Raw genomic sequence first — 22,771 nt, 5'->3', positions numbered from 1 at the left:
CGCGGATGACGCTTGTATGACGGCGCAAACGCCAGCCCTGTCAATATATTCTGGCCTTCATGACTGGCATTGTAACAATCGCGGCAGCGGAATCATCGGCAGGCCCAGTGGCGGCTGCAAGGCCCCCGCCGACGCCATAGCTAACTGACGTTGCGTCCGGTCGGCAGACCGCCCGGCCTCAACCTGCCAGCGGCAACATCACCCGGAACAGCGCGCCCTCGCCTGGCTGGCTCTCGATCTGCAGGCGGCCACGATGGCGCATGACGATATGGCGGACGATGGCGAGCCCAAGCCCGGAGCCGCCCTTGCCGCGGCTGGCCTGAGCGTCGACGCGGTAAAACCGCTCCGTCAGGCGGGGCACATGCTCGGGCGGCACGCCGGGGCCATAATCGCGCACCGTGATCACCACCTCGTCAAGCTGGGCTGAGGCCATGGCCAATTGCGCCCCGCCGGCCCGCTGCTGGCTCTGGGGTCGGCTGGCGTCAGTGGCCACGCCGCCATCGCTTGCCCGCACGATGGCCACTGCGATGTCGACACGCTTGCCGGCATCGCCATATTTCACGGCGTTCTCGACCAGGTTCTCCACCACGCGCAGCAGTTCGTCGCGGTCGCCAAACACCATCGCGGGCGCGTCCGGCGCAGTGAAATTGATGCTTACCCCCGCTTCCTCGGCCATGGGGCGCAGGCTGTCGGCGATCTGACGCGCCACTTCCGTCACCTCGACCCGGGCCGAGGGCGCCTGATGGGCGCGCGCCTCAATGCGCGACAGCGACAGAAGATCATCGATCAGCCGTTTCATCCGCAGCGATTGCTCGCGCATGATGGCGAGGAAGCGCTCCCGCGCCGCCGGATCATTGCGGGCCGGGCCCTGCAGGGTTTCGATGAAGCCCATCACCGTGGCCAGCGGCGTGCGCAACTCATGGCTGGCGTTGGCGATAAAATCGACGCGCATCTGTTCGACACGCTGCTGCTGCGTCAGATCGCGCAGCACCACCAGGGCGCCACGCCGGCGCTCGCCGTCCAGCGGCGCCGCCACCACCTCAAAATTGCGCTCGACCGGCACGCGCTGGTTGACGAGCACGGTGACGGCAGGGCCGCCGTTGAGCACCTCCTCCAGCGCCGCCACGAACTCCGGCGCGCGCAAGGTGAAGGCCACCGGCCGTCCGACGCTCATTTTTGGAAACAGGGCGAGGGTTGCGGGCGAGACGGCCAGCGCCACGCCGCGCCGGTCGACGATGACGCAGGGATCGGGGAAAGCGGCGACGATGGCGTCCGGCGCAATGTCGCCCATCGCCGAGGGGCGGCTGACCAGGCGACGCATCGGCGCGTCGGCGGCGCGCGACGGCGCGGTCCCGCCGGTCGGCGCCAGTTGCCCGAGCAGCAGCACCGCCGCAACGCCCAGCGCCAGCCAGATCCAGCCGGTGAGACCATCCGCCGTCAACGCGCCGAGACCAAGCCCGGCCGCAACCCCAAGCGCCAGCAAGCCTGAACCAAGCATCAGGCGGCGCGCCACCCGCCGGCCGCCGTCTGCGAGGCCAAGGCGGTGATCAGCGAGAGGCGCAGCGCCAGCGGCGAGCGGCTGCGTTGCAGAACGGGTGTTGCCAGCGGGCTGGGCGTGATCGGCGACAGGAGTGTTAATGGCGCCGTCGGCGCTGTGAGATGGAGCGGCCGCGTGCGTCCTGGCCTGACTGTCGACTTGCATGGGCGTTACGCCATCTCCTGCGTCACGGCGCGCCCGTCATGCGCGGCGCGCCCACTGTTGCTGACGTGGGCCGCGCCGGCCATCACCTTGCGCAACATCCGCCCTTGAGGCGCTGGCGCAATGGCTCAGCCCACGTCCGACGCGCCTTCACGAACCCTCATTCTCTCACGGTCAGATTTCAGCCGTTTGACAATTTCATAGCCGCCGAGCAGCGCCAGCGCGAGCAGGAACGGCGCCAGATAATACACCATGCGGAACAGCAAAAGCGCGCCCAGCACCTGCGAGCCTGGCAGCGATGACAGAGCCACCAGCATGGTCGCCTCGAACACGCCGATGCCGCCTGGCGCATGCGAGATAATGCCAAGCATGCAGGCGAAGACATAAATGGCGAGGAAGCTGGCGAAGCTGACGCCATGACCGTCCGGCATCAGCACGAACAGGACGCCCGCCGCCGCGCAGACGTCGCCGGCGCCCAGCAGCATCTGGCCGAGCGACAGCTTCATGCCCGGCAGCTCCAGCCGCCAGCCCTTGACCTGGACATAACGGTGTTTGACCGTCACCCACACCAGATAGCCCAGCACGGCGACCGCCGTCAGCAGGCCTGCGAGCTGGTTCACAAAGATGCTGGTGTGAGCCAGCAGCGAGATCGCCCCGGCCTCGGTCATCAGGCACCAGGCCAGCACCACGCCCATGCCGAGCCAGAAGGTGATGCCGGCGATCACCGTCAGGCTGGCGATCTGCGCCGGGGTAACGCCGCGCGAGGAATAGATCCAGTAGCGCACCGTGCCGGAGGTCAGCAGCGGAAACCCAAGGGTGAAGCTCACCGCATAACTGGTGAACGAGGCGAGCGCCGTGGTGCGGTAGGGCACCTTCACCCGCATCTGCCGCAAGGCGAGAAAGTCATAGCCCGTGAGCAGCGTGTAGCTCACCGCCGTCAGCAACACCGCCATGCCCAGATGTTCGGCGGTGACGCGGGACAGCGCCGCCAGCACCTCTGACGGGCTGATGGTGTGGGCCATGCGCCACAGCACAAAGGCCGACGCCGCAAAAATAATCAGGCTGGCGGCGACGCCGAGCCACGACCACGGGCTGCGCCGCCCTTCTGTCGCCGTACTGCCGGCGTCACAGCTCACATCGACGTCGGCGGCGCCAACGCTCGCAAGGGATGCAGCTGTCACAGGGGGTTCAGGTGTCGCAGGGGCGCCTGCCATGCCGCCAGTCATCCGTGCCCTTCTGTTCAGGAATTCGCTCCACCAGGACTAAATGGCGGAGGCGGAGAATTGTTCGGTCGTCGGTCACGGTCTCGCCGACCACGGCGACATCAGGCGGCATATTCCAGCGCTTCGACAGAATTACAACAAGCGCCGCCAGTTGTTCGCGATAATCCGCCATACACCTTCTGGCTATTGCGGCGGCAACCGCGCCAGAACCTGCAATTGCGGGCCTTTGCGCTGGAAGCCCTATATGGGGCGCCCTCGCCCGCTGCGCCAGGCCCCAACGCCGACCCGGCGCGGCGGATGTCGCGAGGGCCGGGGTCTACGGCGGTCGTTGCAATTCAGCGGGCCATCGCCCAATGCTGCGCCATGAGCCAGACGCCAGCCTCATCTCACGCTGCTCCGCTGCTGCGGATAGAGCGGCCCATGCGCATCGCCGTCACCGGGGCCACTGGCTTTATCGGCCAGGGCCTCGTCCCCGCCCTGCTAAGCCAGGGGGCGGAGCTGACGCTGTTACAGCGCGCAGAGGCGCCCGACAGCGACCTTGCCAGGGTAACCTCCATTGGTCTTGGCGATTTTAGCACGTGGGCCGAGGCCAGCGCCATGGCGACGAACCCCGCCGACGCCCGTCAGGCTTTGCGCCACGCCCTGTCGCAACAGGATGCGCTGGTGCATCTGGCCGGGCGCGCCCACCGCGCCATCAGCAATGAGGCGGAGGCGCTGGCGGTTTATCGCGCCCACAACACCGCCCCCACCCTGGCGCTGGCCGAAGCGGCGGCGGCCAACGGCGTGCGCCATCTGGTGTTCGTCAGCACCTCTTATGTGCATGGCCACGTCACGCGGCCCGGCGAGGCCTTCACCAGCGACAGCCCGCTGGCGCCAGCGGGCGCCTACGCCATCAGCAAGGCCGAGGCCGAAGCCGGCCTGCAGCAGCTCGCGCCCCGCCTTGGCCTCGCCGTCAGCATTATTCGCCCGGCGGTGGTGCATGGTCCCAACCCCAGCGCCAATATCCGCGCCCTGATGACGGCGGTGAAGCGCGGCGCGCCGCTGCCGCTGGCCTCGGTGCGCAACCAGCGCGCGTTTCTCGGCCGCGACAATCTCAGCAGCTTCATCAGCCATGTACTGGCCCACCCGCCTGCCGCCGGCGTCGTCCATGGCTGGACGCTGGCCGACGCCGACACGCCGTCGACGCCAGAATTCATCCGGCTTCTGGGCGCCGCCGTGGGCCGTCCGGCGCGGCTCACCCCCTGCCCCCCCGCCTTGCTGCGCCATGGCCTCGCCCTCGCCGGACGGCGCGGCATGGCCGAGAGCCTGCTCGACAGCTTCCGCATCGACATCTCCGGGCTGATCAGCGCCAGCGGCTGGACGCCGCCCTACAGCCTCACCGAGGGCCTGCGACGCATGGCGTCTGCGCCCGGACGCGCCAGCTAACGCGCGGCGGACGTCGACGCACCCCGCCGCGCCCTGGGGCGACACGTGGCCTGTTGCACAGGGCGCGCCAGGCGCTTGAAACCTGGGGCGCGTCTTCTTAAATCAGCTCTGACGCCGCATGAGCGGGTCAATATACGAGGCGCCTTCCAGGGCTTCGCAGCAAAGGGCTTCGCATGACGCGGGCATCGCCATTTTCGCACCCCTTCCTGCTTGGGTTCGATGAGATCGAGCAGGCGCTGGATCGTGCGGCCAAAGCGGCCACCGACGGTTATCCGCCCTATAATATTGAGCGCATCCAGCGCGCCGAGAATGATCCTGACCGCCTGCGCATCACGCTGGCGGTGGCGGGCTTCACCCGCGACCAGCTGGAGATCACCCTGGAAGAAAACCAGCTGGTGATCCGCGGTCGCCAGGTGGACGACAAGTCCCGGGTGTTCCTGCATCGAGGCATCGCCGCCCGCCAGTTCCAGCGCTCGTTCCTGCTGGCCGATGGCATGGAGGTGCTGGGCGCCGACCTGTCGAACGGCCTGCTGTCTGTCGACGTGGCGCGCCCTGACGCCCAGCGCGTGGTGCGCAAGATCGACATCGTGGCGCGGGACTGAACCCTGCGCCGTAGCGGAATTCGCGCTGCGACTGGGCCATCTGGGCCGCAGACGTAGCGCAGAGCGTTATCACGGCGCAGGCATCGCCGCGCCGTGGGTTGGCCGGGCCATTGTGGACGGCCGAAAGCGATGGCGGACCATGGCCCCGCCATCGCGCAGCAGCGTCGCCCATTTGGGGACGCAGAGGAGGACGCCATGACCCGTGCTGAACTTTCAAATGCTGAATTCAACGCCGCCGCCGAGAAGCTCGCTTATGTGCGCGCCATCCGCTCGGAAGACGTGCAGCGGCTGTTTCCCCAGGCCCCGGCCCTGCAGCCTGGCGTGCAGCTGTTCGCCCTGCTGATGGGCGACGGCACGCCGATCATGCTGACCGAGACGCGCGATGCGGCGCTGGCCAATGCGCTCGCCAATGACCTGACCCCGGTCAGCCTGCACTGATGCAAGTCCCGCCTTGTGGCCGCGAGGCCCGGCGCTGACTGCCCTGGTAAAACAATGCCCGGACCTCTGGTCCGGGCATTTTGCGTTGGCGTCTGGCTTTGTCGTGACGGCCCCGCCGCCCTGATCAGGAGCTGGCGCGCTGGGCGTCGACCACCCGCACCAGCAGAGCGATGTCCTCCGGGCGCGACAGCCGGTGGTCGCCGTCCTTGATATAAGTGAGGTTGACGCTCGACGCGGGCAGCGCCTCGAACACCCGCTGGGCGTGCCCCCACGGCACATCCGGGTCCTGCATGCCCTGCAATATGTGAGTGGGGCAGCCGGGGTCGAGCACGCCGTCGAGCAGATTGTGGCTGGCGCCATCCTCGATCAGCGTGCGGGTGATCGGATAGGGCGCGTCAGAATATTCCGACGGCCGCAGCCAGACGCCGTCGCGCATGATCGTGGCGCGAATCTCGTCAGACATCGACGCCCACATCAGCTTCTCGGTGAAATCCACCGCCGGGGCGATCAGCGTCAGGCCGCCGGCCGGATTACCGGCCTCGGCAAGGGCGCGCGCCGCCAGCAAAGCGATCCAGCCGCCCATGGACGAGCCGACCAGAATGGGGTTGCGCCCGGCGAAGCGGTTAATGACCGCCAGCGCATCCTCCAGCCAGGTGGAGATGCAGAAATCCTCGAAGCGGCCGCCCGATTCGCCATGGCCGCCATAGTCAAAGCGCAGATAAGACGCGCCCAGGGCCGCCGCCGCCTCATCCAGCGCGCTGGCCTTGGTGGCCAGCATGTCGGAGCGGAAGCCCCCGAGCCAGACCACGGTGGGGCCGACGCCGTCGCGGCGGCGCAAGGCGATCCGGCGGCGCAAGGCGCCCTCGCCAACCTCAAGATATTCTGGCGCTGCAACCGACATTGCTGATCCTTTCACCCCGTCAGCCCCTGCTGCGGCGCGCCTGCGGGAGACAAGCGACGCTGCGCCCGGCCCAGGCGCTTCCGGGGCTGTCAAACGCGCCGCAAGCGCGGCCCCACGCCGCGCGCTCATGGCAGGGCGCGCTCAATTGGTTAACGATTCTGCGGCATCATGGCGCGTGCGTTCCCGCCCTGTGCTGGCGCAGTTTCTGCGACAGATCGCATCGCAATGCAAAGCCGCGCGCGCGATAGCGTCCAGACGCTGTCCGATCTGAGGATTCAACCGGCGCGCCGTCGCGCTCCAGGATAACCGGCCCGAGATGACTCACTTTCCAGCCTCCGCCCAGCCCCTCGCCGGACGCACCATTCTGCAGATCGTCCCGGAACTGGATGCTGGCGGCGCCGAGCGCACGGCGGTGGATATCGCCGCCGGGCTGTCGCGCGCCGGCGCCCGCGCGCTGGTGGCCACCGAGGGCGGCCGGCTTGTTGGGGAATTGCAGGCGGAAGGCGGCATCTGGATCCCCTTCCCGGCCCGCACCAAGAACCCGCTGGCCATGGCGCTGAATGCGCGCAAGCTGATGCGCATCTGCCTCGATGAGGGCGTCTCGCTGGTGCACGCCCGCTCGCGCGCCCCGGCGTGGGTGGCGCTGGCCGCCACCCGCAGCCTCAACCTGCCGTTCATCACCACCTTCCACGGCAGCTATTCGGGCAAGTCGCCGATCAAGCAGCACTACAATTCGGTCATGGCGCGCGGCGACATCGTCATCGCCAATTCGCATTATACCGCCGATCTGATCTGCTCGTTTTATCCGCAGGCCCGGCCGCGCATCCGCGTCATCCATCGCGGCACCAATCTGGCGGCGTTCTCCGCCCGCTCGGTGCCGGCGGAGCGGGTCGAGGCGCTGCGCAAGGAATGGAAACTGCCGCCGCATGAACGCATCGTGTTGCTGGCGGCGCGCCTGACCAACTGGAAGGGCCAGAAGGTGCTGATCGAGGCGGCGAAACAGCTGGTCGACGGCGGGCTGCGCGATGTCGCCTTCGTGCTGGCTGGCGACCCCCAGGGCCGTGAGTCCTATGTGCGCGAACTCGACGCCATGATCAGCAAATATAATCTCACCGGCGTGGTGCACCGCGTCGGCCACTGCACCGACATGCCCGCCGCGCTGCTGGCGGCGGCAGTGGTCACCGTGCCCTCCACCGAGCCGGAAGCGTTTGGCCGCGTCGCTGTGGAGGCCCAGGCGCTGGGCACGCCGGTGATCGTCTCCGACCTGGGCGCCGTGCCGGAAACCGTGCTGTATCCGCCGCGCGTGCCAGCCAATGAGCGCACCGGCTGGGTGGTTCCGCCTGGCGACGCCGCCGCCCTCGCCGACGCCATCGGCGCCGCCCTGACCATGGGCGCGAGCGCGCTGGAAGGCATGACCCGGCGCGCCCGCATGCATGTGGAGCAGCATTTCTCGCTCGAAGCCATGGTCAACGCCACGCTCGATACCTATGTGGCGGCCCTGTCGCGGCCAGCCGGGTGACCCGCGCAGCGACCTCCATAGCTCTCAGGAGGCAAATCGGTGCGATTGGGCGCGTTTTCTGCAGGACTTCCGACCTTGACAACCGCTGTCGCGGCATGTTGACGGGTTGACTTGACGGTGCATTCTGCGAATGTCCGCCCTTCAGTATTCCATGCGCGCCGGCATCTGATCGCCATCTGTGGCGGAGAGCCATTGTCGCGCAGTTAGAGGAGAAGACCGCCATTCGTCGCCCAATGCGATCCATGCAGGCCCCACAGAAGGAAGGCCCCCGCGCCAACCGCGACATTCGCGGCGTCCGTGAAGTCCAGCTGATTGATGACACGGGTCAGAACCGCGGCGTCGTTCCGTTTTTCGACGCGCTCAATATCGCTGAGGAAGCCGGGCTTGATCTCGTAGAAATCGCCCCGAACTCGGTCCCCCCGGTCTGCAAGATCCTCGACCTTGGCCGCTTCAAGTTCCTTGAACAGAAGAAGCAGGCTGAGGCGCGCAAGAAGCAGAAGACCGTCGAAGTCAAGGAAGTGAAGCTGCGTCCTGGCATCGACGAGCATGACTATGAGACCAAGATGAAGGCGGTCCGCCGCTTCTTCGAGGACGGCGACAAGGTCAAGGTGACGCTGCGTTTCCGTGGCCGTGAAATGGCGCACCAGGACATCGGCTATCGCCTCCTGGTCCGCGTCAAGAACGAGTTCGCGGAAATGTCCAAGGTCGAAAGCGAGCCGATGATGGAAGGCCGCCAGATGATCATGATTCTGGCCCCGCGCAGCAACTGAGCTGCCTGAGCCCTCCGCTGGATGATCTGACGCCCCGGTCCATGGCCGGGGCGTTTTGCTGTCCAGGCAGACGGCGACAGGGCGTCGGAGGACGCAGCCTGGGCTGGGCGCCTTATCGTCACTATCGCCTGCAACACAAGCCCCAACGCCCGTCATGCCCGTGCTCGTCACGGGCATCCACGCGTTATCGAGCCGCAGCAGCGCTCCTCCCTGACCGGCTCGCTGGCTGGACCGTCGCAAGACGTGGATGCCCGTGACGAGCACGGGCATGACGGCGGAGGCGACAGCGGAGGGGGCGACGACGGCCAGAGTGGGGGGGCGGGGACGGTGGACGGGTCCGGCAAAGGGGAGGCGACGGGGCGGCGACGGCTGGTTCGGGACTCCGCCCTGCTGTGTGCAACGGCGTTTCGCCGCAAGGGGCGCGCTTGCTCAGGCCAGTGGTTTCTGCCATAAGCCAGCCTTCATTCGGACCGACCGGCTTGTAAAGGGCTGCCGTGGCGGTTCGTGAAAGCTCATGAGAATGAGTTCAGGGGTGGGAAACCGCCTCTCTCGCGTTGAGGAGAGCCAAATGCCCAAGCTGAAGACGAAGTCGGGCGCAAAAAAGCGCTTCAAGATCACTGGCACCGGTAAGGTTGTTGCCGCTCAGGCCAACAAGCGCCACGGAATGATCAAGCGGACCAACAAGCAGATCCGCAACCAGCGCGGCACCACTGTGCTGTTCGATGGCGACGCGAAGAACATCAAGAAGTTCTATCTGCCCAACGCCTGATCCATTCCAACAGCAATTCTGACAGGTTTCCAGGAGATCTAACATGGCCCGCGTCAAGCGCGGCGTGACCGCACACGCCAAGCATAAAAAAGTTCTGAAGGCAGCCAAGGGCTTCTACGGCCGCCGCAAAAATACGATCCGCACCGCCAAGGCGGCCGTCGATCGGTCGATGCAGTACGCCTATCGCGACCGCAAGAACAAGAAGCGCACGTTCCGCGCCCTGTGGATCCAGCGTCTGAACGCCGCCGTGCGTGAACACGACCTGACCTACAGCCGCTTTATCAACGGCCTCGACAAGGCCGGCATCGAGATCGACCGCAAGGTGCTGTCGGATCTGGCGATCCGCGAGCCGGCCGCGTTCAAGGCCGTCGTGGACCAGGCCAAGGCTGCGCTCGCAGCCTGATCGGCCCGCCCATCTGGCGGATGCGTGGGCCTCGCCCGCGCCTTCGACCCGCTTTATCGAGGCAGCAGCGCCGGATGGTCGAAAGACCGTCGCGGCGCTGTTGCACGTCAGGCCAGGCTGCACGGTTGGCGCGCTCACCTTGTTGACGTGGCCTGCGCCCTGGCTCCATCCGCTCTGCACTGACCGATCAGCAGGAGACGGCCTGATGCCTTCGGCGGCGCCCTGGCGCAAGGCTGCAGGCGCCGGCTCCAGGAGGCCGCAATGACCGAACCCACCGCCAGTTCCGCCACGGATTTCGCCGCCGACCTCGCCGCGCTCGAACAGGGGCTGGCGGCTGACATCGCAGGCGCCGCTGATGAGGCCGCCGTCGAGGCGATCCGCGTCGCCGCCCTTGGCAAGAAGGGCCGCATCTCCGAATTGCTGAAGACCCTCGGCGGCATGTCGCAGGATGAGCGCAAGGAAAAGGGCCCGCTGATCAACGGCCTGCGCGACCGCGTGCAGACGGCGCTCGGCGCCCGCAAGGATGATCTGGCCGCCGCCGCCCTCGCCGCCCGGCTCGAGGCCGAGCGCGTCGACGTCACCCTGCCGCTGCGCGAGGCCCCCCAGGCCCGTGGTCGCCTGCACCCGATCTCCCAGGTGGTGGACGAACTCACCGCCATCTTCGCCGACATGGGCTTCGCCGTCGCCGAAGGGCCGGATATCGAGACCGATTTCTACAATTTCACCGCGCTGAACTTCCCGGAAGGTCACCCGGCGCGCGAGATGCACGACACCTTCTTCCTGCCAGAGGCCGCCGACGGCACGCGCAAGCTACTGCGCACCCACACTTCGCCGGTGCAGATCCGCACCATGCAGACGGTGAAGCCGCCGATCCGCGTTATCTGCCCAGGTCGCACCTATCGCACCGACTCAGACCAGACCCACACGCCAATGTTCCATCAGGTCGAAGGCCTGGTGATCGACAAGACCGCCAATATGGGCAACCTGAAGTGGGTGCTGGAAGAGTTCTGCAAGGCGTTCTTCGAGGTCGACAGCGTCAAGATGCGCTTCCGCCCGTCGTTCTTCCCGTTCACCGAGCCGTCGGCGGAAGTCGACATCCAGTGCTCGCGCAAGGGCGGCGAGATCCGCTTCGGCGAGGGCGACGACTGGCTGGAGATTCTCGGCTGCGGCATGGTGCATCCGAATGTGCTGCGCAATTGCGGCATCGACCCGGATGAGTACCAGGGCTTCGCCTGGGGCATGGGCATCGATCGCATCGCCATGCTGAAATATGGCATGCCCGACCTGCGCCCCTTCTTCGAGGCCGACGTGCGCTGGCTCGACCATTACGGCTTCCGCCCGCTCGATCTGCCGTCGCTGGCCGGCGGCCTGTCTTCCTGAGCAATTTGGAGTTTGACGATGAAATTCCCCCTTTCCTGGCTCAGGGAACACCTCGACACCGACGCCTCGACCGCCGCCATCGCCGAGGCGTTGACCCAGGTCGGCCTTGAGGTCGAGAGCGTGCGCGACCGCGCCGTGGAGCTTGCGCCCTACAGGATCGCCCACATCATTTCGGCCGAGAAGCACCCCAACGCCGACAAGCTGCGGGTGTGCATGGTCGATGACGGCTCCGGCGCGCCCCTGCAGGTGGTGTGCGGCGCGCCCAACGCCCGCGCGGGCCTCAAGAGCGTGTTCGCTCCGCCCGGCGCCTATGTGCCGGCCAAGGACATCACCCTCGCTGTCGGCGTCATTCGCGGCGTCGAGAGCCGCGGCATGCTGTGCTCGGCCTTTGAGCTCGAATTGTCGGAAGACCACGACGGCATCATGGAGCTGCCCGAGGACGCCCCCATTGGCGCGGCGTTCGCTCCCTGGGCTGGTCTGGATGACGCGATCATCGAGGTGTCGGTGACGCCGAACCGCGCCGATGCGCTGGGCGTCGCCGGCATCGCCCGCGACCTCGCCGCCGCCGGCCTCGGCACGGTGAAGACCCCCGCCATCTCCCCGGTCGCTGGCGCAGGCGCCAATCCGGTCGGCGTGCGCATCGATCTGGATGATGAGGCGTTGTGCCCGGCCTTCGCCCTGCGCCTCGTGCGCGGCGTGACGAACGGCCCGTCGCCAGAATGGCTGCAGAAGAAGCTTCGCGACATCGGCCTGCGTCCGATCAATGCGCTGGTCGATATCACCAATTTCATGACCTTCGACCGGGGCCGGCCGCTGCACGTGTTTGATGCGGCGAAGGTCAAGGGCGATCTGGTGGTGCGGCGCGCCAGGGACGGCGAGGAGCTGCTGGCGCTCGACGGCAAGACCTATGCGCTCGACGCCTCCATGGTGGTCATCGCCGACGACAATGGCGTTGAATCGCTGGCTGGCGTGATGGGCGGCGAGACGTCTGGCGTCAGCGACGACACCACCGACGTGCTGATCGAGGCGGCGTTGTGGGACACGCTGAACATCGCCCGCACCGGCCGCAAGCTCGGCCTGATCTCGGACGCGCGTTTCCGCTTCGAGCGCGGCGTCGACCCGGCCTTCAACATGCCGGGCATGGAGCTGGCGACGCGCCTTGTGCTCGACATCTGCGGCGGCGAGGCCAGCGACGTCACCCTGGCCGGCGCCATTCCAGACGCCACGCGTCAGATCAGCTTCCCCTTCTCCGAGGTGAAGCGCCTCACCGGCCTTGAGCTGGACCAGGCCGAGATGCGCCGCATCCTCACCGCCCTCGGCTTCGCCATCGCCGGCGAGGGCGAGGTGGTGACGGTGACCCCGCCATCCTGGCGCGCCGACGTGGAAGGCAAGGCCGATCTGGTCGAAGAGATCGTCCGCATCGCCGGCATCGACCAGGTGGCCGCAACGCCGCTGCCGCGCCCGGACGGGCTGAGCATCGGCGTGCTGACCACGCTGCAGCGCCGCACCCGCACGGCCCGCCGCCTGCTCGCCTCGCGCGGCATGGTTGAGGCGGTGACCTATTCCTTCATTTCGGCGAAGGAAGCGGAAGCCTTTGGCGGCGGCAGCCCGGCGCTGAAGCTGTCGAACCCGATCGCCGCCGACATGTCGGACATGCGCCCCAGCCTGCTGCCTGGCCTGCTCGCCGCCGCCCAGGGCAATGCTGACCGTGGCTATGGCGACACCGCCTTGTTTGAGGTGGGCCAGACCTTCGCCTCTGACCTGCCGGAAGGCCAGTCCATCGTCGCCGCCGGCCTGCGCCGTGGCACGGCGGGCGTCGGCGGCGCAGGCCGCAGCTGGAGCGGCGCCGCCAAGCCGGTCACGGTGTTTGACGCCAAGGACGACGTCTTCGCTTTGCTAGCGGCGTTGGGCGTGTCGACGGCTGGCGCGCAGATTGTGCCAGGTGGCCCGGCCTGGCTGCACCCTGGCCGCTCGGCCACCGTGCAGTTCGGCCCCAAGGCGGTGATCGGCTGGTTCGGCGAGCTGCACCCGGCGACGTTGAAGACCCTCGACGTCAAGGGGCCGCTGGCGGCGTTCGAGATCAATCTCAGCGCCCTGCCTGCGCCCAAGACCAAGGCGACGCGGGCTCGGGCCAAACTCAGCCTGCCCGATCTGCAACCGCTCGGCCGTGACTTCGCCTTCGTCGTCGATTCGTCCGTCGCCGCTGGCGATCTGGTCAAGGCTGTGGCTGGCGCCGACCGCAATCTCATTGTCGATGTCACGGTGTTCGACGTCTACGAGGGCGAGCGCGTCGAGGCTGGCAAGAAGTCGGTGGCCATCGCCGTCACCTTGCAGCCGAAGGACAAGACGCTAACGGATGCGGAGATTGAGGAGGTGTCGGCGAAGATCGTCGCCGCCGCCGCCAAGCGCACCGGCGCCGCCCTGCGCGCCTGACCGTATTCCCGATGCGCATGGCGCATCGGGAGGCCAGCCCTGGCGTCGCTCAGACGCCAAAGGTCGCATGGGCGCCTGCTCATTGCTGTCATGTCATTGTGGCCCGCGCAGCCTAGCTGCGCGGGTCATTGTCGTTGACGGCCGCCCTCCGTCGGTCGGCAGCGGCTGCGACGTCTCAGCCTTGCCGGCGCTTTGAGAACTTGGGGCGCTGCCGCCGGAGCCTTGCGGCCTTAAGAACCGGGGGCCTTGCCAGCGTCGCATTTGCAGCATTCACTGGGCCAACAGTTGAGCGTTGCGCCTGTCCGCCCCGGCGTCGGCGCCACGCTGAGGGGAGACTGCCGACGTGAGTACGCGCACATCCTGGCCGCAGCGGGCGGCGCTGCTGCTGGCCGTCGTCGCGGGCGGCTGGCTTATCGCCGCGCCCGCTCAAGCAAGCCCGCGCGCCAAGGCGGCGAGCGCCGCGCCGCGCTCAATCGATGACTGCGAGCGCTACAAGGAGCCTCTGGCCTATAACGCCTGCCTCGCCAGCTTCGGCCCGGCGCGGGCCGGCGGCGGCGCCATGGTGACGCCGGAAGTGGCCAATGATGGCGAACAGCGCGCCGGCGCCGGCGCCGAAAGGGCCGAAAGCCGCTATAGAAGCCGCGACCGGCGCTATTCGCGCAGCTACCGCTCGCGGCGCCACAATGGCCGCGCCTCCGCCAGCTTCTCGGTGCCCGATTCGATCATCAACCCAGGTCGGCGTAGTCGCTGAGCCAGACGCAGGCGCAGCCTCAGCCAGAAGCGCCCGATCCATCGCCGCTGCCTGCCGCCGGCGTGCCAGACAATGGATTGGCCGGGTCCCAGGCATAGTTCAGCAGGCGAAAACGCATGCTGGCGGCGTCCATGGTCAGCAATTTGCCGACAAGGCTGTCGCCAAAGCCGGTGATCGCCCGGATCACCTCAACCGCCATCAGCGAGCCGATCACGCCAGCCACCGCGCCAAGCACCCCGGCCTGGGCGCAGGTCGGCACGAGATCTGGCGGCGGATGGTTGGGATAGAGGCAGCGCCAGCTCGGGTTCGGCGCGCCGTCTGCGCCGCGCTCATGGGCGCGGATGGTGGTGAGCGCGCCGTCGAACTGCCCCAGCGCCCCCATCACCAGCGGTTTTTTCTCGTAGAAACAGGCGTCGGACACCGCATAGCGCGTGTCGAAATTGTCGGAGCCCTCCGCCACCACGTCGTAGTCACGCACCAGATCGCGGGCGTTGCGCGCATCGAGGCGGGTGGCGTGACCGATCACCGTGACATGCGGATTGAGCCGCGCCAGCGCATCGGCTGCGGCGGCGACCTTGAGGCGGCCAATGTCGGCGGTTGAGAAAAGCACCTGCCGCTGCAGATTGGACAGCGACACCACATCGTCATCGACGAGGCCGATGCTCCCGACCCCGGCCGCCGCCAGATATTGCGCCAGCGGCGCGCCGAGACCGCCCGCGCCCACCACCAGCACCCGCGCCGCCTTCAGCCTGGCCTGGCCTGGCCCGCCAATGTCGCGCAGCACCAGATGGCGCGCATAGCGCTCGACCTCATCTGCGTCGAACATCACCGTCTCCCGCCCGCTCGCCAGCGCCCTCACCCGACGCCCGGCCCCGCCCCTGCATCCGCGAGCGCTGGCCTGCTGTCAATCGCAGCGCGCACTGGCCGACAGGGTGACCGGACCCTGCGCCGGATCACAGCTGTCGCAAGGGGGGTGGCGCAGGGCGACGGCGTCATTACTATGACATGGATGACAAGGATTGACGGCCCGGCGCCTCGCGCGCCGCAAGCAAACACCCGTCGAGGCGCAACGACAGAGGCTGGTCGGCGCGACTGGCGGCGCAACAACTATTTCAGGCTGGCGCTGGTCGCCGCCATGCTGGGCCTCGCGCCAGCGGCGACGGTGAGCGTCGCTGGCGTGGCCCTCGCCCAGGCGGCGCCGCCCAATGCCGCGCCGCCCAATGCATCGCCTCCCGCTGTCGCGCCGCCTGCCGCCGCCACTCCCGCCGCCCCAGCCGCTCCCGCCGTCGCCGAAGAAGCTGCGGTCGTGGTGATCGATGACGGCGTCAGCAGCGCCGAGCCCTGGGGCGGCGCGCAAGCGGCGGTGCGGGCCTTCACCGAGGGCGGGGCGCGCAAAGCGCAACTGGTGGCGGTGACCGCCGCCAAGGCTGAGGAAACCATTCGCAGCCTCGCCCAGAACCACCCGGCGATCATCATCGTCAGCGCCACATCCGGACCGCTGGTGGAAAAGCTCGCCAGGGATCTGCCCGACAACCGGTTGACGCTGATCGGCGCCGCCGCCAATGGCCCCAATATTCGCGCTATCCAGTTCCGCGACCGCGAGACCGACTGGCTCGGCGGCTGGCTGGCTGGCAAATTCACCGATGACCATGACGTCGGCTTCGTCGCCGCGCCAGATGAGGGGCGTCGCGGCGCGCTGTGCGCCGCCGCCCAGGGGCTCGCCGCCGCCGCGCCAGATACGCGGTTGCTGCCCGACCTGCCTGGGCCAGACCTCGATCTGAAGGTCGAAGCCAGCCGGGGCGCGCAGCTGGCGCGCAGCCAGATTGATCGCGGCGCTGGCATTGTACTGACGCCAGGCGGCGCAGCAGGCGCTGGCGCCATGAATGCGGTGCGCGATCATGGCGCGCTTGCCGTCACGCGCAACACCATGGCGGCGGCGCTGTTTCCCCACAATGTGCTGGCGACGCAGACGCGCAATTACAGCGCGACCGTGCTCGACGCCCTGCGCACGGAAAAAGCCGCGTGGCAGGCTGGCCCAGTCAGCGTCGGCCTCAAGGAGGACGCCGTCGCGCTCAATGTGAATGAGGCGCTGTTCAATACCGCGCCGTTGGAGGTGCGTGAGGAGCTCGGCCAGTTGCGCGCGGCCATCGCCAGCGGGACCAGGACGGTGACCGCCGTGGCGGTCGACGGAACCTGCCCGCTGCCAGCCATGCGTTAAGGCCGCCGCAGGGCGATGATGTCGCCGCCGCCGTCGCGGGCGATGCGCGCCACCGCCTCGGCCAGCGGCTCCACCGCCACCTGCATGTGGTGGCCATTGGCGTGGATCAGCCTAAGCCCGTCGAGCATCATGCCGACATGGCCGCGCCAGAACACCAGATCACCGCGCTGAAGGCTGGTCTGCGCCCCATCGGGCGCCAGCGCCACGCCCAATTGCGCCGCCTGCATGTCGCTGTCGCGCGGACAGGCGCGCCCCGTCGCCATCAGCGCCATCTGCACCAGGGCCGAGCAATCGAGGCCCAGCGCCGTGCGCCCGCCCCACAAATAGGGCGCGCCGACAAAATGCTCGGCCACGGTCGCGGCGTCCGCCGCCCAGGCGCCAGGCGCCGCCAGATGGCGGGCATAGACAAAGCCGCCGCTGGCCAGATGCTGGAACCGCGCCGCCGCAGCGCCTGCCGCCGCGTCTTTCGCCTCCACCGTGCTGGAGGCTGTCGCCCAGCCGTTGAGCGGCAGCGCTCCCAGCGGCGGCGCCTTGATATTGGCAATGGGGTAAATGAAGGTGCGCGGCGCGCTGACCCTGAACATCGCGGCGCTTACCGACGCGTCCTTGTCCTGTGGCGCGGCGATGAGATCATCAGCCGCCACATAGCCGACATAGCCATCTGAGGCGAGCTGGCCCCAGGCCCAGCCCTCATCGTCGACGTCGTAAACGTCAATGGCCTCGCCGGCCAATGCCTCAGTGTCGAGCGGCGCATCGCCGCGTGGGGCGCGCCGCACCGCGGTGGCGAAGCTGGCGACGCGCATGCGGCGCGGCTCGACAAAGCGATTCGCCGTCACCTCGCCGCGCAGGCTGGCGGCGGCGAGATCGGGGCGGGCCGGCGTCACGCGGGGATCGCGAACCATGGCGTTTGCTCTCTGTCGCCGTTAGAGCGCTTTCCAATCAGACGGAATCGTTTGATCGAGGAGAATACGCTCCCTGCATGGAAAGAGGGGCATGAGCCGATCCGGAGTGATCGGCGCATGCTCTAGCCGCCGTAGCGGGCGCGCACCAGCGCGTAGGTCAACCGCGCCGCCTGGGCCTCGCCGCCTTCCGGGCGGCCAGGGCGGGCCGACGGGGTCCAGCCGTAAATATCGAAATGCGCCCAGGCGCCGGCCTTTTCCACGAAGCGCCCGAGGAACAGCGCCGCGGTGATCGAGCCGGCGAAGGGCCCGCTGGACACATGATTGATGTCGGCGATCTTTGAATCGAGCAGGCGCTCATAACCGCCCCACAGCGGCAGACGCCACACCGGGTCATTCACCGCCATGCCGGTGGCGGCGATGTCGGCCGCCAGCGTCTCGTCGCGCGCGTAGAACGGCGGCAGCTCCGGGCCGGTGGCGACGCGGGCGGCGCCGGTCAAGGTGGCGTAATCAAACAGCAACTCCGGCGCCTCGTCATCGGCGAGGCTCAGGGCGTCGGCGAGAATCAGCCGCCCCTCGGCGTCGGTATTGCCGATCTCGACGCTCAGGCCCTTGCGGCTCGGCAGCACGTCGCCGGGACGGAAGGCGTTGGACGAAATGGCGTTCTCCACCGCCGGGATGATCAGGCGCAGCCGCACCGGCAGATTGGCGTCCATGATCATCTGGGCGGCGGCCAAAGCGACGGCGGCGCCGCCCATGTCCTTCTTCATCAGCAGCATGGCCGCGGATGGCTTGATGTCGAGGCCGCCCGTGTCGAAGCTGACGCCCTTGCCGACCAGCGTCACCTTCGGCGCATCTTCGGCGCCCCAGCGTAGATCGATCAGCCGTGGCGCGGTGGCCGAGGCGCGGCCCACCGCATGCACCAGCGGGAATTGCTCGCCGATCAGCGCGTCGCCGACGACGGAGGTGACCTCGGCGCCGAAACGCGCGGCGAGATTGCGCGCCGCCCGCTCGAGGTCGGCGGGGGTCATGTCATTGGCCGGGGTATTGATCAGATCGCGGGCCAGAAACACGCCGTCGACGATGCGGCAGACCTCGGCGGCGTCGACGCCTTCAGGAACCACAAGGTTGAGCTCCTTGTCCCTGGCGTTGCTGCGATAACGGTTGAAGCTGTAGCCGGCGAGCGCCATGGCCAGCGTCGTGGCCTGCGGGTCAGTCGGCGCATTGGCGAAGCGCCAGACCCCGGCGGGCAACAGCGCGAACAGGCCGCCGGCCAGGAAGGGGTCGACATGGCGGGCGTCGGCGTTATCGAGGCCGAACACCGCCCCGGCGATGGCGCCGTCTGGCCCTGGCAGCAGCAGGCCCTTGCCGGCGCCGCCCACATAACCCTGGGCGGCGGCGAAGGCCGCAGCCACCGGCGGCAATTGCGCGGCGACGGCGTCCCAATTGGCGACAGTGGCGAACCAGACCGGAAGGGCGTTCGCCTCCGGCTCACGCAGCAGTTTCAGCGGCACGCGGTGCAATCCTTGTTTCGGGCAGGCGCGCCGGACAGCGGCGCGACGGCGAAGCAAAAGCTTCGCGCCTGCCTTTGTACGGCGAAAGGCCGCCCGGGTAAAAGCCGACCTGCGCCCGCGCACGGCGTTCAGGCGGCATCACCGCATCCGCAGCAGGCTGCGCCGCGCTGGCTCAGCGGTCGGCGCTGAGCGATGCGGTCTGGCTGCTGGTCTGGATCACCGTCGGCAGGCTGTGACGGATGGTGCTGACGGCGGTGACGATGGCGATGGCGATCAGCGTCGCAATCAGCAGGTGTTCAATGACCGAAGCAGTCAGCCGCGACGGCGGCTGCGAAGTGGAACGGGCCCCGCGCAAAATCATGACATCTCCCTGCGGCCACAACCGGACCAGGCGCATTGGCGGCCTGATTTCTGATGCTGTGAGGCTTAGGGGCGGCGACTTCACCAGCGCTTAAGAAGCGTCGTGAATCAATGGTTACGGGGCGCCACGGGTCCGCGCCGTTTCGGGATGAAGCAATTTATATCAAATAATCCAACAAATTACAGCGCGTGTGATGTGTGTGGCGCCGCCGCAATTGCGCCGCGTTGGTCGCCAGAGGTGGTTAACCCATGCTTGCCGGCGACAAGGCCTCGATGATCTTGCAATCGGCGATCACCCCGGTGTGGGCGTGCGACAGCAGCACGTCGAGTTCGGCCCGCAGCGCGGTCAGATCGGCGATCTTCTGGTCGATGTCGTCGCGATGGGTCTGGGCGATGGCGTGGACCTCGGCGCAGGGCTGGCTCACCCGCGCCGACAGGGCCAGTAGCGCCCGCACCTGATCCAGCGAGAACCCCAGGCGCCGCGCCCGCATGATGAAGCTGAGCCGATGCAGGTGGCCGGCGTCATATTGCCGGTAGTTCGCCGCCGTCCGCGCCGGCGGCGGCAGCACGCCGATCCGCTCGTAATAGCGCACGGTCTCGACATTGCTGCCAACCTTGCGCGCCAGCGCGCCAATGCTCAGCGCGGCGTGTGTCTCTCCGGGCATGACCAATCCCCCTGGCTCCGCCGCGCCCGCAGACGCCGCTTGACCCTGTAGTGACTACAGACCTTATCTGTTGGTTCCGTCAGCGTAACGCAAGGACCGCAGCGTAACGCAAGGGCCGCCGGGGCCTGCTGACGCCCACCTGGCAGGGAGACCAGCCGATGACGACGACGCCGCAACGCCTGCGTTTTCATGTAGATGGCATGGATTGCGCCGCCTGCGCGCTGAAGATCGAGACGGCGGCGCGCCGCCTGCCCGGCGTCGGCGAGGCGGTGGTCAACGTCACGCTGCAACGGCTGACCCTGCATGGCCCAGACGCCTTGCCCGACCCTGAGACCGTTCAGGCCACGCTGCGACGGCTGGGCTATGCCGCCCGCCTGACGGACGCCCCCGGCCTGCTGGCCGACGCGCCGGCTGCCACCGCCGAGGCCAGCGCCTGCTGCGGCGCAGGCCACGACCATGACCATAACAACGACCACGACCATGACGGAGCGCATCACCACACGCGCAATGGGCCGCACGGCGAACATCACGATAAGGCTGCTGGGCATGATCACGATCACGCCGGTCACAGCCACGCGCCGGAGTCTGCCCCGGCCTGGTTCCGCCAGCTGACGCCAGCCTGGGCGCCCGACGGCCTGTGGTCCACCCTTCTGGCTATCGCCGTCGTCGGCCTTGCCGGCATTATCGCGCTGGCGGCGCCTGACAGTTCGCGGCTGGTGTGGAGCCTCGCCACGCTGATCGCCGTGGCGCCCATCGCCCGGCGCGCCTGGGCCGCGGCTGTCAGCGGCTCGCCCTTCACTATTGAGACGCTGCTGGTGGTCGCCGCCATCGGCGCGCTGGTCATTGGCGAGGCGGTGGAAGCCGCCGCCGTGGTGGTGCTGTTCAATATCGGCGAGATGCTGGAGGGAGTGGCGGCGGGCAGGGCCCGCGCCGGCGTCAAGGCGCTGCTCGACGTGCTGCCGCGCGCGGCCCTGCGCGAGCGCGATGGCGTAGTCGAGAGCGTCGCCATCGACGCGCTCGCCGTCGGCGACATCGTCATTATCCGCCCCGGCGACAAAGCCCCGTCCGATGGCGAGATCATCGCCGGCGCGTCCGACGTCAATGAGGCCCCGGTCACCGGCGAATCGACGCCCGCGTCACGGCGTCCTGGCGACCGCATCTACGCTGGCGTCATCAATCTGACGGCGGAATTGCGGGTGCGCATCACCGCCAGGGCCGCAGACAACACCATCGCCCGCATCATCGCCATGGTGGAGGACGCCCAGGAGCGCAAGGCGCCGATCGAGCGCTTCATCAACCGCTTCAGCCGCTGGTATACCCCCGCCGCCATGATCTTCGCCGCGCTGGTGGCCATCGCCCCTCCCCTGCTGGCTGGCCAGCCATGGGACACGTGGATTTATCGCGGCCTTGCGGTGCTGCTGATCGCCTGCCCCTGCGCTTTGGTCATCTCCACGCCAGCCGCCATCGCCGCCGCCATCGCCAATGGCGCCCGTCGCGGCCTGCTGGTGAAAGGCGGCGTAACGCTGGAGACGCTGGCGCGGGTCAGGACCATCGCCTTCGACAAGACCGGCACGCTGACCCGTGGCGAGCCGCGCGTCACTGACATCGTCGCGCTAACCGACACCGCCACGGCGGTTGATCCAGCGGCTGCGCGGGGGGCTGACAGCGTCGTGGATGCGGCGCTGGCGCGGGCCGCCGCGGTGGAGGCAGGCTCCAGCCATCCGCTCGGCCTCGCCATCATCGCCGAGGCTGAGGCGCGTGGCCTCGCCATTCCACGCACCCTTGAGGGCAGCGCCGCCAGCGCCGGCAAGGGCGTCTCCGGACAGCTGGCCAGCGGGCGGGTCACCGTCGGTTCGCCGCGTCAGGCGCGCGAGCTGGGCGTGCTGCCCGCCGGGGCGGAAGCTGCGGCGGCGCGCCTCGAGGCCGAGGGCAAGACCGTCGTGGTGGTCAGCGAGAACGACCAGGCGCTGGCGCTGATCGCCTTGCGCGATGAGCCGCGCGATGACGCAGCCGCTGGCCTCACGGCGCTGCGGCGATTGGGCGTGACGCCGGTCATGCTGACCGGCGACAACGCCCGCACCGCCAGCGCCATTGGCGCGGCGCTTGGGCTCGAGGCCAAGGCCGAACTGCTGCCGGCCGACAAGCTCGCCGCCATCCAGGCCCTGCCGGGCCCCACCGCCATGGTCGGCGATGGCATCAATGACGCGCCAGCGCTGGCGGCGGCGTCAGTCGGCGTCGCCATGGGCGGCGGCACGGATGTGGCGCTGGAAACCGCCGACGCCGCTTTGCTCAGTAACCGCATCGGCGGCGTCGCCAGCCTGATCCGCCTCGCCCGGGCCGGCATGGGCAATATCCGGCAGAACCTTGTCATCGCCCTCGGGCTCAAGGCGGTATTCCTGGTCACCACATTGCTCGGCGAAACCCCACTGTGGATGGCCATCCTCGCCGACACCGGCGCCACCGTGCTGGTGACGGCCAATGCGCTCAGGCTGCTGCGGCTGCGCGACAGCTGACGGCCGCCCTCCCAACCGTCATGGTCGGGCTCGACCCGACCATCCACGTCTTGCCAACCGCGCCGCCAACCGTGAGCAAGACGGGGATGCCCGTGACAGGCACGGGCACGACAGCTCTGGGGTGTGGCAGGAGCGGGGGCGCTGGAAGTAGCGTGTTGCGAGCGCGGCCATGGGTTGAGCGTTGCTGCGCCATGGAACGGAAAATCATCCGCCAAATCGCCCGACGACAGACGCGTCGCCCTCGCGCCCCCTCCCAACCGTCATGGTCGGGCCTGACCCGACCATCCAC

General features: G+C 68.3%; 21 protein-coding genes. 12 read left to right on the top strand and 9 right to left on the bottom strand.

Annotated features, from left to right (window positions below; genetic code table 11):
• Positions 1 to 178: 178 nt before the first annotated feature.
• From AC6A67_RS14285 to AC6A67_RS14275, 3 genes are all read right to left on the bottom strand, one after another.
• The gene (locus AC6A67_RS14285; RefSeq protein WP_498037226.1) at positions 179 to 1,702 is read right to left on the bottom strand and encodes an ATP-binding protein; all 1,524 of its coding nucleotides are present in this window, start codon (positions 1,700 to 1,702) and stop codon (positions 179 to 181) included.
• 125 nt (positions 1,703 to 1,827) lie between these two features.
• Complete coding sequence (locus AC6A67_RS14280; RefSeq protein WP_498037225.1) at positions 1,828 to 2,880, bottom strand: lysylphosphatidylglycerol synthase domain-containing protein; 1,053 nt, start codon at positions 2,878 to 2,880, stop codon at positions 1,828 to 1,830.
• 7 nt (positions 2,881 to 2,887) lie between these two features.
• A complete protein-coding gene (locus AC6A67_RS14275) occupies positions 2,888 to 3,094 on the bottom strand; it encodes a hypothetical protein (RefSeq protein ID WP_498037224.1) in 207 nt (68 codons plus the stop codon).
• A 248-nt stretch (positions 3,095 to 3,342) separates the two neighbouring features.
• Between AC6A67_RS14275 and AC6A67_RS14270 the strand changes: the two genes are divergently transcribed.
• The 3 genes from AC6A67_RS14270 to AC6A67_RS14260 all read left to right on the top strand — a co-directional run bounded on the left by AC6A67_RS14270 (position 3,343) and on the right by AC6A67_RS14260 (position 5,387).
• The gene (locus AC6A67_RS14270; protein ID WP_498037223.1) at positions 3,343 to 4,347 is read left to right on the top strand and encodes an NAD-dependent epimerase/dehydratase family protein; all 1,005 of its coding nucleotides are present in this window, start codon (positions 3,343 to 3,345) and stop codon (positions 4,345 to 4,347) included.
• A gap of 173 nt (positions 4,348 to 4,520) precedes the next feature.
• Positions 4,521 to 4,949: an Hsp20 family protein gene (locus AC6A67_RS14265; protein WP_498037222.1), complete on the top strand. Its 429-nt coding sequence runs from the start codon at positions 4,521 to 4,523 to the stop codon at positions 4,947 to 4,949.
• A 195-nt stretch (positions 4,950 to 5,144) separates the two neighbouring features.
• The gene (locus AC6A67_RS14260; RefSeq protein WP_498037221.1) at positions 5,145 to 5,387 is read left to right on the top strand and encodes a BQ00720 family protein; all 243 of its coding nucleotides are present in this window, start codon (positions 5,145 to 5,147) and stop codon (positions 5,385 to 5,387) included.
• Between the two features lie 124 nt (positions 5,388 to 5,511).
• On the opposite strand, the gene AC6A67_RS14255 is transcribed toward AC6A67_RS14260, so the two are convergent.
• The gene (locus tag AC6A67_RS14255; protein ID WP_498037220.1) at positions 5,512 to 6,288 is read right to left on the bottom strand and encodes an alpha/beta hydrolase; all 777 of its coding nucleotides are present in this window, start codon (positions 6,286 to 6,288) and stop codon (positions 5,512 to 5,514) included.
• Between the two features lie 316 nt (positions 6,289 to 6,604).
• Between AC6A67_RS14255 and AC6A67_RS14250 the strand changes: the two genes are divergently transcribed.
• The 7 genes from AC6A67_RS14250 to AC6A67_RS14220 all read left to right on the top strand — a co-directional run bounded on the left by AC6A67_RS14250 (position 6,605) and on the right by AC6A67_RS14220 (position 14,313).
• Positions 6,605 to 7,807 carry a glycosyltransferase gene (locus AC6A67_RS14250; RefSeq protein WP_498037219.1) on the top strand — a complete coding sequence of 401 codons (1,203 nt, stop codon included), beginning with the start codon at positions 6,605 to 6,607 and terminating at the stop codon, positions 7,805 to 7,807.
• A gap of 242 nt (positions 7,808 to 8,049) precedes the next feature.
• A complete protein-coding gene (gene infC / locus AC6A67_RS14245) occupies positions 8,050 to 8,577 on the top strand; it encodes a translation initiation factor IF-3 (RefSeq protein ID WP_498037218.1) in 528 nt (175 codons plus the stop codon).
• A 568-nt stretch (positions 8,578 to 9,145) separates the two neighbouring features.
• Entirely contained in the window at positions 9,146 to 9,346 is a 201-nt protein-coding gene (rpmI, locus tag AC6A67_RS14240; RefSeq protein WP_498037217.1) for a 50S ribosomal protein L35, read from the top strand.
• Positions 9,347 to 9,389: 43 nt separating this feature from the next.
• Positions 9,390 to 9,749 carry a 50S ribosomal protein L20 gene (gene rplT, locus AC6A67_RS14235; RefSeq protein ID WP_498037216.1) on the top strand — a complete coding sequence of 120 codons (360 nt, stop codon included), beginning with the start codon at positions 9,390 to 9,392 and terminating at the stop codon, positions 9,747 to 9,749.
• 261 nt (positions 9,750 to 10,010) lie between these two features.
• Positions 10,011 to 11,129 carry a phenylalanine--tRNA ligase subunit alpha gene (gene pheS, locus AC6A67_RS14230; protein ID WP_498037215.1) on the top strand — a complete coding sequence of 373 codons (1,119 nt, stop codon included), beginning with the start codon at positions 10,011 to 10,013 and terminating at the stop codon, positions 11,127 to 11,129.
• An 18-nt stretch (positions 11,130 to 11,147) separates the two neighbouring features.
• Positions 11,148 to 13,562, top strand: a complete 2,415-nt coding sequence (gene pheT, locus AC6A67_RS14225) for a phenylalanine--tRNA ligase subunit beta (protein ID WP_498037214.1) — start codon at positions 11,148 to 11,150, stop codon at positions 13,560 to 13,562.
• 343 nt (positions 13,563 to 13,905) lie between these two features.
• Complete coding sequence (locus tag AC6A67_RS14220; RefSeq protein WP_498037213.1) at positions 13,906 to 14,313, top strand: hypothetical protein; 408 nt, start codon at positions 13,906 to 13,908, stop codon at positions 14,311 to 14,313.
• Between the two features lie 19 nt (positions 14,314 to 14,332).
• Here AC6A67_RS14220 and AC6A67_RS14215 read toward each other — a convergent pair whose 3' ends face one another.
• Positions 14,333 to 15,139, bottom strand: coding sequence for a HesA/MoeB/ThiF family protein (locus tag AC6A67_RS14215; protein WP_498037212.1), 807 nt, complete (start codon positions 15,137 to 15,139; stop codon positions 14,333 to 14,335).
• Positions 15,140 to 15,322: 183 nt separating this feature from the next.
• Between AC6A67_RS14215 and AC6A67_RS14210 the strand changes: the two genes are divergently transcribed.
• On the top strand, positions 15,323 to 16,531 hold the full coding sequence (locus tag AC6A67_RS14210; protein ID WP_498037211.1) for a BMP family lipoprotein: 1,209 nt from the start codon (positions 15,323 to 15,325) through the stop codon (positions 16,529 to 16,531).
• Here AC6A67_RS14210 and AC6A67_RS14205 read toward each other — a convergent pair.
• The 4 genes from AC6A67_RS14205 to AC6A67_RS14190 all read right to left on the bottom strand — a co-directional run bounded on the left by AC6A67_RS14205 (position 16,528) and on the right by AC6A67_RS14190 (position 19,969).
• Positions 16,528 to 17,433 carry a C40 family peptidase gene (locus AC6A67_RS14205; protein ID WP_498037210.1) on the bottom strand — a complete coding sequence of 302 codons (906 nt, stop codon included), beginning with the start codon at positions 17,431 to 17,433 and terminating at the stop codon, positions 16,528 to 16,530. The two genes, AC6A67_RS14210 and AC6A67_RS14205, sit on opposite strands and share 4 nt — an antisense overlap.
• Before the next feature lie 122 nt (positions 17,434 to 17,555).
• Complete coding sequence (locus AC6A67_RS14200; protein ID WP_498037209.1) at positions 17,556 to 18,944, bottom strand: leucyl aminopeptidase family protein; 1,389 nt, start codon at positions 18,942 to 18,944, stop codon at positions 17,556 to 17,558.
• Between the two features lie 172 nt (positions 18,945 to 19,116).
• On the bottom strand, positions 19,117 to 19,305 hold the full coding sequence (locus AC6A67_RS14195; protein WP_498037208.1) for a hypothetical protein: 189 nt from the start codon (positions 19,303 to 19,305) through the stop codon (positions 19,117 to 19,119).
• Between the two features lie 241 nt (positions 19,306 to 19,546).
• On the bottom strand, positions 19,547 to 19,969 hold the full coding sequence (locus tag AC6A67_RS14190) for a MerR family transcriptional regulator (RefSeq protein ID WP_498037207.1): 423 nt from the start codon (positions 19,967 to 19,969) through the stop codon (positions 19,547 to 19,549).
• A 158-nt stretch (positions 19,970 to 20,127) separates the two neighbouring features.
• Here AC6A67_RS14190 and AC6A67_RS14185 point away from each other — a divergent pair, with 158 nt between their 5' ends.
• A complete protein-coding gene (locus AC6A67_RS14185) occupies positions 20,128 to 22,482 on the top strand; it encodes a heavy metal translocating P-type ATPase (protein WP_498037206.1) in 2,355 nt (784 codons plus the stop codon).
• The last annotated feature ends 289 nt before the right edge of the window (positions 22,483 to 22,771 follow it).

The sequence above is a fragment of the Camelimonas sp. FR25 genome, assembly GCF_059740505.1.
This window is presented reverse-complemented; position numbering and strand designations above follow the sequence as displayed.

Excerpts from the sequence above, each read along its gene's own strand:
- AC6A67_RS14265 (WP_498037222.1), top strand. The coding sequence starts at position 4,521 with ATGACGCGGGCATCGCCATTTTCGCACCCCTTCCTGCTTGGGTTCGAT.
- rplT (WP_498037216.1), top strand. The coding sequence starts at position 9,390 with ATGGCCCGCGTCAAGCGCGGCGTGACCGCACACGCCAAGCATAAAAAA.
- AC6A67_RS14255 (WP_498037220.1), bottom strand. The coding sequence starts at position 6,288 with ATGTCGGTTGCAGCGCCAGAATATCTTGAGGTTGGCGAGGGCGCCTTG.
- AC6A67_RS14285 (WP_498037226.1), bottom strand. The coding sequence starts at position 1,702 with ATGCAAGTCGACAGTCAGGCCAGGACGCACGCGGCCGCTCCATCTCAC.
- pheS (WP_498037215.1), top strand. The coding sequence starts at position 10,011 with ATGACCGAACCCACCGCCAGTTCCGCCACGGATTTCGCCGCCGACCTC.
- AC6A67_RS14275 (WP_498037224.1), bottom strand. The coding sequence starts at position 3,094 with ATGGCGGATTATCGCGAACAACTGGCGGCGCTTGTTGTAATTCTGTCG.
- AC6A67_RS14185 (WP_498037206.1), top strand. The coding sequence starts at position 20,128 with ATGACGACGACGCCGCAACGCCTGCGTTTTCATGTAGATGGCATGGAT.
- rpmI (WP_498037217.1), top strand. The coding sequence starts at position 9,146 with ATGCCCAAGCTGAAGACGAAGTCGGGCGCAAAAAAGCGCTTCAAGATC.
- AC6A67_RS14260 (WP_498037221.1), top strand. The coding sequence starts at position 5,145 with ATGACCCGTGCTGAACTTTCAAATGCTGAATTCAACGCCGCCGCCGAG.
- infC (WP_498037218.1), top strand. The coding sequence starts at position 8,050 with ATGCAGGCCCCACAGAAGGAAGGCCCCCGCGCCAACCGCGACATTCGC.
- AC6A67_RS14250 (WP_498037219.1), top strand. The coding sequence starts at position 6,605 with ATGACTCACTTTCCAGCCTCCGCCCAGCCCCTCGCCGGACGCACCATT.
- AC6A67_RS14215 (WP_498037212.1), bottom strand. The coding sequence starts at position 15,139 with ATGTTCGACGCAGATGAGGTCGAGCGCTATGCGCGCCATCTGGTGCTG.
- AC6A67_RS14205 (WP_498037210.1), bottom strand. The coding sequence starts at position 17,433 with ATGGTTCGCGATCCCCGCGTGACGCCGGCCCGCCCCGATCTCGCCGCC.
- AC6A67_RS14190 (WP_498037207.1), bottom strand. The coding sequence starts at position 19,969 with ATGCCCGGAGAGACACACGCCGCGCTGAGCATTGGCGCGCTGGCGCGC.
- pheT (WP_498037214.1), top strand. The coding sequence starts at position 11,148 with ATGAAATTCCCCCTTTCCTGGCTCAGGGAACACCTCGACACCGACGCC.
- AC6A67_RS14270 (WP_498037223.1), top strand. The coding sequence starts at position 3,343 with ATGCGCATCGCCGTCACCGGGGCCACTGGCTTTATCGGCCAGGGCCTC.
- AC6A67_RS14210 (WP_498037211.1), top strand. The coding sequence starts at position 15,323 with ATGACAAGGATTGACGGCCCGGCGCCTCGCGCGCCGCAAGCAAACACC.
- AC6A67_RS14195 (WP_498037208.1), bottom strand. The coding sequence starts at position 19,305 with ATGATTTTGCGCGGGGCCCGTTCCACTTCGCAGCCGCCGTCGCGGCTG.